The organism is Sphingobium sp. B11D3B (assembly GCF_025961735.1).
Taxonomy (GTDB): Bacteria; Pseudomonadota; Alphaproteobacteria; order Sphingomonadales; family Sphingomonadaceae; genus Sphingobium.
The window spans coordinates 2,345,613-2,358,024 of sequence record NZ_JAOQOF010000001.1; the positions used below are offsets into that span (position 1 = coordinate 2,345,613).

Sequence of the window (12,412 nt, forward strand, 5' to 3'; positions counted from 1 at the left end):
CCGCGCAGTGCTTCGTTAAGCCAGAAAGATTGTCGCGAGATCGGCGGGCACCCGCGCCAGCCGGCCCGTCTCCTTGTCGATCATCGCCCAGGTCGTCCGCGCATTCACCTTGGACGTGCCATCGACACCGGTGAAGGCGATCAGCCGATCGAACCGGGCGCCGCGCGGCGGCTCCTCGATCCAGGTCCGCGCAAGCACCGTCTCGCCTTCGGTCACATTGCCGCGATAATCGATCTCGTGCCGTGTCACGACCCACACATAGCGCTCCTGCGCGTCGGGTGGCGCCAGCGATTCCCAATGGGCAGTGGCAAGCTGCTCCATCCACCGCACCCAGACCGCATTGTTCACATGGCCCATGATGTCGATGTCATCGGGGCTGGCCGTGAAGTGCTGCTCGAATGCCTTACCCATGGCTGCCCCCATGGCCGCCCGCGCCCTGCCCGGCTTCTTCCATGCCAAGCTGCCAGAGAATGAAGGCAAATTCCTCTGCTGTTTCCCGGAGCGATTCCCAGCGGCCGGACTTGCCGCCATGGCCGGCTTCCATATTGGTCTTGAGCAGCAGCACATTGTCGTCGGTCTTGAGCTCGCGCAGTTTCGCGACCCATTTTGCCGGCTCCCAATAGGTCACGCGCGGATCGTTGAGGCCCGCCGTCACCAGCATCGGCGGATAGGCCTGCGCCTTCACATTGTCGTAGGGCGAATAGCTGGCGATCAGGTCATAGGCGGCGGCATCCTCGATGGGGTTGCCCCATTCCGGCCACTCGCCCGGCGTCAGCGGCAGCGTCTCATCGAGCATCGTGTTGAGCACATCGACGAACGGCACGTGCGCGACCACGGCGCCCCACACATCGGGATCGGAATTGACGATGGCGCCCATCAGTTCGCCGCCAGCCGAGCCGCCCGACGTGGCGATCTTGCCCGCCGAGGTGTAGCCAAGGGCGATCAGCCCCTTCGCCACATCGACGAAATCGTTGAACGTGTTGGTCCGCTTCTCCAGCTTGCCGTCCTTGTACCATTGCTGGCCTAGGTCATCGCCACCCCGGATATGAGCAATGGCAAAGGCGAAGCCGCGGTCGACGAGGCTGAGCCGCGTGGTGCCGAAGCCCGGCTCGATGGCAATGCCATAAGCGCCATAGCCATAGAGGTAGAGCGGCCGCGAGCCATCGAGCGGATGGTCGCGCCGGTGCAGCACGGAGACGGGGATCGGCGTGCCGTCCCGTGCAGTGATCGTGAGGCGCTGCGTGGCGTACAGCGCCGGATCGAAGCCGGACGGAATCTCCCGCACCTTGAGGGTTTCGCGATGTCCGTCGGCCAGGTGATAGTCGAAGATCGTCTCTGGCGTGACCATCGATTCATAGCTCAGCCGCAGCGTATCGACGTCATATTCGGGGTTGTCGTCCAGCCCGGCGACATAGCTCGCCTCGGGGAAATCGAGGCGCTTGGGCGTGTTGGTGGCGTAATCGCGGATCTCGACCTGATCCAAGCCGTTCTCGCGCCCTTCGGTCACGTAGAAGCGCTTGAACAGGCTGAAATCGGTCAGGTAAAATGCGTCCGACGCAGGCAGGACCTCTTCCCACTGGTCCGGCGTCTCGATGCGCGCGCGGGCCAGGCGGTAATTGGGGTGGGTGTCGTTGGCGCGGATGTAGAGCCAGCCCTCATGCTCATCCACGTCATATTCGCGTTCGGGCACGCGTGCCGAAACGAGGATCGGCGCGGCGGTCGGGTCGCCGGCCGGCACCAGCCGCACCTCGCTCGTCACATGATCGCCGGTGGCGATGACGATCCAATTTTCCGCGCAGGTGAGGCCCACAGAGACGCGGAACCCTTCGTCCGCCTCATGATACAGCATGACGTCCTCCGCCACATCGCTGCCCAGCCGGTGGAGCATCGCGCGATCCGTGCGCCACTGGGCGTTGGCCGGGGCATAGACGAGCGCGCGATCATCGCGGGTCCAGACCAGCGCCGAGAGCACGTCCGGAATGACGTCGGGCAGCATCTCGCCGGTTTCCAGATTGCGGATGCGCACCGTGTAGCGCTCCGACCCGTTGTCATCGATCGCATAGGCCAGCAGGCGGTCATCATTGGAAATCGCGACGCTGCCGAGGCGGAAATAATCCTTCCCCTCCGCCAGCGCCGGCTCATCGACGATCAGTTCGTCCGCCGATCCGTCTTCCGCCGCGCCGACCTTGCGGCGCCAGTGGCGGCGATATTGCTCGCCCGCCTCGAAGGTACTCCAATAAACATAGGCGCCATCCTTCTGCGGAACGGAGCCGTCCTCCTCCTTGATGCGGCCCTTCATCTCCGCGAACAGCGCATCGACCTGGCTCTTGCGCGCCGCCATATGCGCCTGGAAGTAAGTGTTCTCGGCCGTCAGATAGTCGAGCACGTCGCGATCCGTCACCTCGGGATAGCCGGGATCGCGCAGCCAGGCCCAAGGGTCGTCCAGCGTGCGATTGTGGTGGACGGAGCGGTGGGGGCGTTGCGCCGCGCGGGGCGGCTGGAGCGTATCGGTCATCCCCGCCAGATAGGCGCTCGCACCGCCGCGCTCAATGCCGTCAATAGAGCGCCGCCAGTGCGAGGCATGTCGTCAGCCCGACCACGACGTTCATCGGCAGGCCGATGCGCAGAAAATCCGCAAAGCGATAATTGCCGGCCGCATAGACCATGGTGTTGGTCTGATAGCTGATCGGCGTCGCGAAACTCGCCGAGGCCGCAAACATCACCGCGATCAGCAAGGGGCGCGGATCAGTGCCGAGGGTCGTCGCCAGACCGATGGCAATCGGCGTCATGATCACCGCCACAGCATTGTTGCTGACGGCTTCGGTCAGCGCACTCGACGCAAAATAGACGATGAACAGCAGCACCAGGGGACTGGCGCCCTCCAGCAACGGTCGCATGGCGTTAACCAGCAGGGTAATGCTCCCCGCCTGATCGAGCGCCGTGCCGACGCACAGCATGCCGTAGATCAGCACCAGCACATCGCCATTAATCGAGCCCCAGGCTTCATCGCCATCGATGCAGCGCGCGGCGAGGACGATGCCGACGGCGATCAGCCCGGCGACCATGATCGGGACGAGACCCAAGGCGGAAAAGACGATGGTGCCCGCCAGCGCCGCGACCGCGATGGGGGCCTTGGTCGGGCGGAAAGCCACGCCTTCGGTCTCTTCCACCCCGATGAGGTTCTGGTTCTCGCGCAGCGCATTGATGGCCGCCTCTGACCCGGTGACCAGCACCGTATCGGCAGCGCGCACGCGGCTATCGGCCAGGGTCGGCCCGGCGTCATGGCGATGCCGGGTAATCCCCAGCAGCCGCACCGGCAGCACGTTGAGGAACGGGATTTCCACCATCCGGTTACCGATGCTCGGGTGACCGGGTGAAATGATCGCCTCCACCACCAGCGGCGCGTCGGCTTTGGTGTTGCCGACCGTCGCGATGCCGAGCTCGATGTCCTTGTTCGTGCGCAGAGTCATCAGATCGGCCAACTTGGCGCGCACCACGAGGCGGTCGCCCGCCATGAAGGGCTCGTCCATGGCCTCGATCAGCTGGCTCCCCCGCTGGATGCTCACCAGTCGAACCCGCTTGAGGAGACCGCTTTCGGAAAGGTTTTTGCCGATCAGGCCGCTATCCCGCACGATCCGGATCTCGCTCAGGAACACCCGGTCCGCGTCGCTGTGATAGGGCGCGCCGTCACCGTCCGGGAGCAGGAAGCGCCCCAGCACCGCAAGGGCGATCGTGCCGGCGGCCGCAACGATGATGCCCACAGGCGTGATCTCGAAGACGCTGAACGGCGCGACGCCCAGATCGCGCGCGACGCCATCGACCAGAAGATTGGTCGACGTGCCCACCAGCGTCAGGGTTCCGGCCAGCATGGAGATGTAGGACAAAGGAATGAGCAGCTTCTTGGCGGAAACGTTGATCGCCGAGGCCAGCCGCAACACGATGGGGATCATGATGACCACGACCGGCGTGTTGTTCATGAACGCAGCCGCCGCCAGCAAACCAACGACCAGTTCGATCATCGCACGGATCGGATGCGCCTTGGCGCGGGCGACGATCCAGTTGCCGATCACATCCAGAATGCCAGTGCGGGTCAACGCGGCCGAGAGCACGAACATGGAGGCAATGGTGATCGGCGCGGGATTGGCAAAGGCGCGCAGCAGCGATGCGCTGTCCAGCAAGCTCGTGACGAGGAAGGCGCAGACGCCCAGCACGGCGATCACCGTCGCCGGATAGCGCTCCCGCACGAACGCCACGAAAAGTCCCACAAGGATGACGAGGCCGACAAGGGCCCGGTTGGCATCGATGATCGCGGAGAGCCACTCAAACATCACCCTCCCCTAACGCCCCTGTCGGACCGCGTCGAGCAGCCCCGTCGGCTATGGCAATGTCAGGCCTGTCGAGGCGAGCGGAGCCCCGCCGTCACATCTGCGTCTCATACTCCGCCGTGACATCCTGCTTGGTGCCGGTGAGCCGCACGACACGTCGTTCGCACAGCACCGGCACGGCCGTCAGCCGCATCCAGCGCAAGGCGCCATCCGGCCGGCGCAGCCGCGCATCCATGGTGAAACCGCGACGATGGCGAATCGCATAGGCCCGCAGCGACTCCATCGCCGCCCGCGAGTCCGCCAGATAGATCGATGTCGCCAGTGACCGTGTCAGCTTCTCTTCCACGGGGATGCCGAACAGATCGTAGACGGCTCTGGACCATGTCAGGCTTTCGTCGGTCAGCCGGCAGCTCCACAGGCCAATGCCCTGATTGTCCAGCGCGCTCTCCTCCCGATTCACCATGGGCATGATCGGCAGGCGCCAGCTTGCCTCGTAAACCGGCCAGCTATGGGTGAGAAAAGGCGTTTGCCCGGTGGTCATAGGGTGATCTTTGCTCTGGTCCTGATCGCATGAGCGTTCCCGGTCTTGTTTGCCAGCAGTGGCGGCAAATGCTGGCAAGCCGTCTGGAAACGCTTATGCTGTCCGGCAGAGATTAACGAGCGCCCCTTAAAAATGAACGAATGCGGGCGCGAACAGGAACGCTTGTCCATGTCTACCCATGAAGATCGCCTGCGCGCCCTGCGCGCCCAGCTGTCCCGCCAGTCGCTCGACGGATTCGTCGTGCCGCTCACCGACGAGCATCTGTCCGAATATGTCGGCGGCTATGCGCAGCGGCTTGCCTGGCTCACCGGTTTTCTGGGCTCTGCGGGCAGCGCGGTGGTCCTGCCGGAGGAAGCCGCAATCTTCACGGATGGGCGCTATACCTTGCAGGTGCGCGATCAGGTGGATGGCGCGCACTGGCAGTTCGAGAGCGTGCCGCAAATGAGCGTCGCCACCTGGCTCGGGGTCCATGCCCCGGCTGGCGGACGGATCGGCTATGATCCCTGGCTGCACACCCGCCGATGGGTCGAGGAGGCGACACGCTCGCTTGCCGGCAAAGGCGCCATGCTCGTGCCGGTCGACCATAATCCCGTCGATGCCGTGTGGGACGATCGGCCCGATCCCAGCAAGGCCCGCCTCGTGCCGCATGATGAGCGTCATGCCGGGCAGAGCAGCGCCGCCAAGCGCGCCGACATGGCGGACTGGATGAAAGCGCAGGACGTGGACGCCACCGTCCTCACCGCGCTCGATTCCATCGCCTGGACCTTCAACATTCGCGGCGCGGATGTGACCCATACGCCGGTCGCGCTGGCCTATGCCCTGCTCCATGCGGACGGCAAGGCGCAGCTCTTCGTCGACCTCGCCAAGATCGATGCCGATGTGCGCGCGCATCTCGGCAATTCGGTCGACATCCTGGACCGAGCCGCTTTCACCGATGCGCTGGCAGGGCTTGCCGGCAAGGCCGTCGCTGTCGACCCCGACCGCGCTGTGTCCGCGATCTTCGAGGCGCTGGACAAGGCCGGCGCCCTGATCAAGCCGCTGCGCGATCCCGCTGTTCTGCCCAAGGCCGTGAAGAACCAGACCGAGATTGCCGGCCACAAGTCCGCGCAGGCGCGGGACGGCGCGGCGATGGTCAAGTTCCTCCACTGGCTGTCCATCGAAGGCCCCAAGGGCGGGCAGACCGAAATCAGCGTGTCGGACCGGTTGCAGGCATTCCGTGAAGAAACCGGCGCTCTCGTGGACCTGAGCTTCGACACGATTTCCGGCTCCGGCCCCAATGGCGCCATCGTCCATTACAAGGCGAGCGAGGCGACGAACCGGGCCGTCGAAAGCGGCACACTTCTGCTGGTCGATTCAGGCGGGCAATATCGTGACGGGACGACCGATATCACCCGCACCATGGCCATCGGCACGCCCACGCAGGAGATGCGCCACCGCTTCACGCTGGTACTCAAGGGCCATATCGCGCTCGCCTGCGCGCGCTTTCCTGCCGGCACGCGCGGCAGCCAGCTCGACGTGCTCGCCCGGCAATTCCTGTGGGCCGAAGGGCTGGATTATGCCCATGGCACCGGCCACGGCGTCGGCAGCTTCCTCTCGGTGCATGAAGGGCCGCAGCGCATCGCGACCTTCGGCGGTGGAGACGAACCGCTGCAACCCGGCATGATCCTCTCCAACGAGCCGGGCTATTACAAGACCGGCGAATATGGCATCCGCATCGAGAATCTGGTGCTGGTGGTGGACAGCGGCACCGGCGAAAACGACCGGCCCTTCTATGCCTTCGAGACGCTGAGCCATACGCCGATCGACCGCGCCCTCATCTCCGTCGACGGGCTGACCCCGGCTGAACGGGCCTGGGTGGACGCCTATCACGTACGCACATTGGCGATCATCGGCCCGCAGCTCGATGGTGAGGAACTGGCATGGCTGCAGGCTGCCTGCGCGCCACTCACTGCTGACTGACGGGGGTCAGGCCGCCTGCAGGCGATAGGGGATGGTCGTCGTGACCTTGAGGCCGCGCGGCAACCATTCCCGCACGAAGGTGCCGCGCAACTGGCGCTCGATGCTCAGCCGGATGAGATCGGACCCGAAGCCCTGATGATCGCCGGGCGGCGCGCTCTCGCCCTTGCTCTCCTGCCACTCCAGCCTGAGCTGTTCGGAAGATCCTGAGATCATCAGGTCCACAAACCCTTCCGGCGAGGAGAGCGAACCATATTTGACGGCGTTGGTCGCCAGTTCGTGAAACACGAGGGCGATAGGCGTCATATAGGTTTCGGCGAGCAGCACATCGTCGCCGCGAATGCGGATGCGCTCGATGCCCTCGAGATTATAGGCGGCGAACAATTCGCCCAGCAGCCCCTGCAGCGTCAGCGTCTGCGCGCCCTCGCGCGGCTGCACATAATCATAGGCCCGTCCCAGCGCGGCAATCTGGTCGCTCATTTTCGAGCTGAAGCCCTTCAGCTCCGGGACACCCCGGCTGGAGAGGTAGAGCAGCGAGCCGATGACGGTGAAGATGTTCTTGATGCGGTGGACCAGCTCGCGCGAGAGAAGCTCCTTCTGCTCGCGCATGATGCGCTGATCGTGAATGTCCGTGCAGGTGCCGAACCAGCGCACGATGTTGCCGGTATCATCCCTGATCGGCAATGCGCGCCCGAGCGTCCAGCGATACTCGCCATCGAACCGGCGCAGGCGATATTCGATTTCATAGGGATCGCCGGTGGCCAGCGAATGGCTCCACACCTCCCACGCCCTGGCCTGATCGTCCGGATGGAACTGGCCGTTCCAGCCGGTCCCATCGGTCCGGCCGAGCTGCGCACCGGTAAATTCGTACCAACGCGCATTGTAATAATCATGATAGCCATCGGCCCGCGTGGACCAGACCATCTGCGGCATGGCATCGGCGAGCACCCGGAAGCGCTCCTCGCTTGCCGCCAGATCGGCTTCGGCGGCATTCTCCCAAGCCCGATGCGCCAGCATGACCCGTCGGGCCTCCAGCCGCCGCATCGTGGCTTCCGCCAAGACGGTAAGGCCCTGCCGTTGAATGTCGGTCAGGCCAGCGCGCGGTTCGGGTGAAATGACACATAGCGACCCGAGTGCTTCGCCACTCTTGGACACAAGCGGCGCCCCGGCATAAAAGCGAATATGCGGTTCGCCGGTGACGAGCGGATTATCCTGAAAACGAGCGTCGTGCGTCGCGTCGCCAACGTCCATGACATCATGGCCCAGCATCGCGTGCGCGCAGAAAGACATGCTCCTGGGCGTCTCGGTGGCGTCGATCCCGGTCTTCGCCACGAACCTCTGGCGATGCTCTTCAACCAGGCTGACCAGCGCGATGGGGCAGTCGCAAAGCTGGCCGGCAAACTCGACGATGCGGGTCAGTTCCTCGTCGCCAAACAGCCCATCGATCTCATAAGCCTCAAGCGTGATGCGCTCTTCGGGCGAAACAGCGTCGCGGTTGCTCTCAGCGCTCGCCATGGGCGCTCACGATCCGGCCTCGACAGACGTAAGGCTGCGCGCTTGAAAAGGGCCAATATGTGAGGAGCGTCATCGTCATGAGGAAGCGCCAATGTAGTATCGCGAAGGCGGAAGTCCATGCGGTGTTTACCGTATCTGCGCGATTTCGGCACAGGCGGCGCCTTCTCAATCACTTATGCGCCGGCGACACCCCGCATGAATCACCCCAACCGGCGGTCGATCCACACCACCACGGCTCCGACAAGCATGAAGCCCAAAGCGATGAGGCCCACGGTCACGCCGACCTGCGCCCAACCATGGCGGGAGACATCGAGAAAGGGATAGGGATAGCGCCCATCGAACTGCGCGCGCCCGATGGCATAGGCCAGATAAGCCAATGGCAGCAGCGCCCAGCGCAGCGTGTCCGCATAGACCAGCCGTCCCTTGGGCACGAACACGAGCCAGTAGAGCGCCACCGCAGGCGGGGCGATGTAATGGAGCAGGAGGTTCGAGGTCTCGGCGGGGCCGCTCAGGCTTTCCGTCGCGCGCAACAGCACTGCATAGACGATACCGATCAACCCCATGGCCAGCATCACGCCCGCGAGCCGGCGGGGATGACTCGGTGCCTTCGCGCCCAGCGCGACGCCGAACAGCACCACGCAGCTGAGCAGATTGCCGATCACCGTGAAGAAGCGCAGCATCGTCCACGCCGCCGCCTGGGGTGAGCCTGTCGTCTCCAGAGAGACGGCAAAGCGGATCGAGAGTCCGGCAAAGGCGATGAGGCCGACAAGCAGCGCCGCGATGCGCGCGGACATGGACAGCGTCTTGGTGGGTGAGCGCATCTCTCGGCCTAGCTCTGGCAAGTGGGGCAGTAAAAAGTGGAGCGGCCGGAATCGACCCGGCGCTTCACCGTGCCCCCGCAGGGGCAGGCCAGTCCTTCCCGCCCATAGACGCGCCAGTCCTTGGCGAAATAGCCGAGCTCGCCATCCGGCCGCGCATAGTCGCGCAGGGTGGAGCCACCGGCGGCAATGGCGGCCACCAGCACCGCGCGAATGGCCTCGACCAGCCGCGCGAGCCGCGCCCGCGAGATCCACCCGGCCGCGCGCGTGGGCGATATGCGGGCGATGTTCAGCGCCTCGCACACATAGATATTGCCCAGCCCGGCGATGATCCGCTGATCGAGCAGCATCGCCTTGATCGGTGCCGCCCGTCCCTCCAGTGCCTGCGCCAGATAGTCGGCAGTCAGCGCATCGCCCAGCGGCTCGGGGCCAAGGGCCGCGAAAGGCGGATAAGCGTCCAGCGCATCGGTTGGTGTGAGGTGCACGAACCCGAACCGGCGCGGGTCATTGAGGGCAAGGCGGTGGCTGGCCGTTTCCAGCAGCAGATGATCGTGCTTGCCCACTTCGCTCGGGTCGATCCGCCAGCGTCCGGACATGCCGAGGTGGAAGATCATGGTGTCGCCGCGATCGGTATCGATCAGGCCATATTTGGCGCGCCGGCCCAGCCCGGTGATTCGCGCCCCGGTGAGCCGCTGGCGCAGATCGACCGGGAAGGGAAAGCGCAGGTCCGCCCGGCGCGGCTCGACCAGCGTGAGTTGCGCCCCGTCGAGCACCTGACGCAGGCCGGCAACGGTGGTTTCGACTTCGGGAAGTTCAGGCATTCCTGCAGGCATAGGCCGAGGCGCGGCCGGCGCCAACAGGCATCAGAGCCAAAGTTGCCAGGGCAGGAGCAGCGGCCCGCAGAAGAGCAGCGCCAGCGCCAGCATCAGCCGCGCCTTGCCGGGCACCGCCAGTTCATCGGGCACCAACCCATCGGGCCGCGCCCACAGGAACGGGCAGGCGAGGAAAGCCAGCGTGCCCAGCCCCAGAGCTACCAGCCGAGCCCCCAGAAAAGCGCCGTCCAGCCACAGCCCCATCGCGCCAAAGGCAAAGCCGAGGGTCAGGACCCACATCAACAGGCGCATGGTCGGGGCTCTTTGCTCATGCCCTCGAAAAACGGATCGAAGCGCCGTCTCTTTAGCGCGGGAGGTGCACGAAAACCGCTGGCTCTTCGGCGGCTTTCTCCTTAGCGAAACGCCATGGCTCTTCCCGATGACATCACCCTCGCCAACGCCCTTGCCGATGCAGCGGGCGCCGCGATCCGCCCCTTTTTCCGCGCGCCTTATGACATTGAAGCCAAGGCCGACGCCTCGCCGGTAACGGAAGCCGATCGCGCGGCGGAATTGGCGATGCGCGGCCTGTTGGAGACGCAGCGGCCGGCAGACGGCATCATCGGCGAGGAATTCGGCACCGTCCGCGAAGGGGCATCACGCCAGTGGGTGCTCGACCCCATCGATGGCACGCGCAGCTTTATCGCGGGCCGCCCGATCTTCGGGACGCTGATCGCCTTGATGCAGGACGGCTGGCCGATCCTGGGCATCATCGATCAGCCAATCAGTGGAGAACGTTGGGTCGGCGCCATGGGCCGGCCGACATTGTTCAACGGCAAGCCTGCGCGCACCCGGCGATGCCGGGCTCTGGAAGGCGCGCAACTGGCGACGACCAGCCCCCATCTGTTCAGCGCGCATGATGGCGAACATTATCTCGCGCTCGCCGCAGCCGTTGCCGGCGACCGACTGGGTCAGGGCCCGATCTACGGCGGCGACTGCTATAATTACGGTCTGCTGGCGAGCGGGCATGTCGACATCGTCTGCGAAACCGGCCTCAAACTCCACGACTTCGCAGCGCTCGTCCCGGTGGTCGAGGGTGCCGGCGGGCACATGTGCGACTGGTCAGGCGAGCCGCTCCATGAAGCCAGCGCCGGCGACGTCATCGCCATGGGCGACCCCGCCCGCCTCGAAGATGTTATCGGCGCCCTGTCCCATCATCACGACTGACGGGCCAGGGCCGCGATTTTAGTCCACGACCGTCCCGACCACGGCGCCAGCTGCGCCACCGACAGCCGCACCCTTGCCGACGTCATTACCGGTCACGGCAGCCGTACCGGCGCCCGCCGCCGCGCCGATGCCGGCGCCCTTCAGGGTCGAACAACCCGAGACAGCCAACGCACTGGCCGTGATGAGGCCGATCAGAACGAGTTTCATGATGCATTCCTTCCAGCAAATTCCTGCTGAACAAATGCGCAAAGCCTCCGCGTCGTTCCCGAGCGCTGCGGCGCCCGGGCCTAGGCCTTGAGAACCGCCTGCCACTGATCGGGCTTAAAACCGACCAGCAAGGCGCTCGCCCCCGTCACCACCGGGCGTTTAATCATGGATGGATGCTCGACCATCAGCGCGATGGCCTTGGCCTCATCGATCCCGGTCCTGGCATCCTCCGGCAGTTTGCGAAAGGTCGTCCCGGCGCGGTTGAGCAGCACCTCCCACCCCGCCCGCTCTGACCAATCGGTCAGCTCTGCCGGCGTCGGCGGGGCCTTCTTATAATCGCGGAAATCATGCGCGATGCCCTGATCGTCGAGCCACTTGCGGGCCTTCTTCACCGTGTCGCAATTGGGGATGCCGTGCAGGGTCAGGGACAAAGCTCTCTCCTTGGAATACAGACCAGCCGCAATCAGGCCGGCGCGCCGACTTCGGCATCCTCGAATTTGTCGGCCAGCGTCAGGCGGTCGAGGATGGCGGCGGTCTCGTCGCGGACCTTGAGCATGATGCGCCGCAGCTCGCACTCATCTTCCGGCAGGCAGTTCTTGCAAGGCTGGTGCGCATAGCGGCTGGCACAGGGCACGAGCGCCAGCGCGCCATCGGTGAGCCGGAAGATGTCGCCATAACGGATGTCGATCGGTGGCAGCGCCAGCCAATAGCCCCCTTCCCGCCCGCGCCGCGTCGCCACGAGGCCCGCACGGCTGAGTTCGGACAGGATCACGGTCAGAAATTTGGCGGGAATATTCTGCGCGACCGCAATATCGGTGAGCTGGATCGGCCCCTCACCATAATGCCGCGCGAGGTGCTGGAGAGCGCGGATGGAATATCGCGTGCGTTGCGAAAGCATACCAACCTATTTGGCAGAGAATGCCGTCCGCGCAAGGGGCAAGCCCGTGCAATCGCTCGATAGCGGTTCTTTTTCAGTGCCCGGAGCGGGCCGTGACCCGCGCCACGGCCCTTCCG

At 65.0% G+C, this 12,412-nt stretch carries 13 protein-coding genes; 2 read left to right on the top strand and 11 right to left on the bottom strand.

All coding sequences use genetic code 11. The features are described from left to right. Positions 1-15 precede the first annotated feature (15 nt). From M2333_RS11045 to M2333_RS11060, 4 genes are all read right to left on the bottom strand, one after another. Complete coding sequence (locus tag M2333_RS11045; RefSeq protein WP_264611775.1) at positions 16-411, bottom strand: acyl-CoA thioesterase; 396 nt, start codon at positions 409-411, stop codon at positions 16-18. Then, the gene (locus M2333_RS11050; RefSeq protein WP_264611776.1) at positions 404-2,515 is read right to left on the bottom strand and encodes a S9 family peptidase; all 2,112 of its coding nucleotides are present in this window, start codon (positions 2,513-2,515) and stop codon (positions 404-406) included. Before M2333_RS11050 ends, M2333_RS11045 begins: the two co-directional genes overlap by 8 nt. Before the next feature lie 40 nt (positions 2,516-2,555). Next, on the bottom strand, positions 2,556-4,328 hold the full coding sequence (locus M2333_RS11055) for an SLC13 family permease (RefSeq protein WP_264611777.1): 1,773 nt from the start codon (positions 4,326-4,328) through the stop codon (positions 2,556-2,558). Between the two features lie 91 nt (positions 4,329-4,419). After that, positions 4,420-4,866, bottom strand: a complete 447-nt coding sequence (locus M2333_RS11060; protein ID WP_181558649.1) for a PAS domain-containing protein — start codon at positions 4,864-4,866, stop codon at positions 4,420-4,422. A 168-nt stretch (positions 4,867-5,034) separates the two neighbouring features. On the opposite strand from M2333_RS11060, the gene M2333_RS11065 reads away from it, so the two are divergent. After that, a complete protein-coding gene (locus M2333_RS11065) occupies positions 5,035-6,825 on the top strand; it encodes an aminopeptidase P family protein (protein ID WP_264611778.1) in 1,791 nt (596 codons plus the stop codon). A gap of 6 nt (positions 6,826-6,831) precedes the next feature. On the opposite strand, the gene M2333_RS11070 is transcribed toward M2333_RS11065, so the two are convergent. From M2333_RS11070 to M2333_RS11085, 4 genes are all read right to left on the bottom strand, one after another. Next, complete coding sequence (locus M2333_RS11070) at positions 6,832-8,337, bottom strand: sensor histidine kinase (RefSeq protein ID WP_264611779.1); 1,506 nt, start codon at positions 8,335-8,337, stop codon at positions 6,832-6,834. A 200-nt stretch (positions 8,338-8,537) separates the two neighbouring features. After that, positions 8,538-9,158, bottom strand: a complete 621-nt coding sequence (locus M2333_RS11075; RefSeq protein ID WP_184117289.1) for a Pr6Pr family membrane protein — start codon at positions 9,156-9,158, stop codon at positions 8,538-8,540. An 8-nt stretch (positions 9,159-9,166) separates the two neighbouring features. Then, entirely contained in the window at positions 9,167-9,976 is an 810-nt protein-coding gene (gene mutM, locus M2333_RS11080) for a bifunctional DNA-formamidopyrimidine glycosylase/DNA-(apurinic or apyrimidinic site) lyase (RefSeq protein ID WP_264611780.1), read from the bottom strand. 42 nt (positions 9,977-10,018) lie between these two features. Beyond that, the gene (locus tag M2333_RS11085; protein WP_264611781.1) at positions 10,019-10,279 is read right to left on the bottom strand and encodes a hypothetical protein; all 261 of its coding nucleotides are present in this window, start codon (positions 10,277-10,279) and stop codon (positions 10,019-10,021) included. A 114-nt stretch (positions 10,280-10,393) separates the two neighbouring features. On the opposite strand from M2333_RS11085, the gene M2333_RS11090 reads away from it, so the two are divergent. Continuing rightward, a complete protein-coding gene (locus M2333_RS11090; RefSeq protein ID WP_264611782.1) occupies positions 10,394-11,191 on the top strand; it encodes an inositol monophosphatase family protein in 798 nt (265 codons plus the stop codon). Positions 11,192-11,209: 18 nt separating this feature from the next. On the opposite strand, the gene M2333_RS11095 is transcribed toward M2333_RS11090, so the two are convergent. The 3 genes from M2333_RS11095 to M2333_RS11105 all read right to left on the bottom strand — a co-directional run bounded on the left by M2333_RS11095 (position 11,210) and on the right by M2333_RS11105 (position 12,296). After that, the gene (locus M2333_RS11095) at positions 11,210-11,398 is read right to left on the bottom strand and encodes a YMGG-like glycine zipper-containing protein (RefSeq protein ID WP_181558643.1); all 189 of its coding nucleotides are present in this window, start codon (positions 11,396-11,398) and stop codon (positions 11,210-11,212) included. Between the two features lie 80 nt (positions 11,399-11,478). Further along, on the bottom strand, positions 11,479-11,829 hold the full coding sequence (locus M2333_RS11100) for an arsenate reductase (protein ID WP_264611783.1): 351 nt from the start codon (positions 11,827-11,829) through the stop codon (positions 11,479-11,481). A gap of 32 nt (positions 11,830-11,861) precedes the next feature. After that, positions 11,862-12,296 carry an RrF2 family transcriptional regulator gene (locus M2333_RS11105; protein ID WP_181558641.1) on the bottom strand — a complete coding sequence of 145 codons (435 nt, stop codon included), beginning with the start codon at positions 12,294-12,296 and terminating at the stop codon, positions 11,862-11,864. Positions 12,297-12,412: the final 116 nt, after the last annotated feature.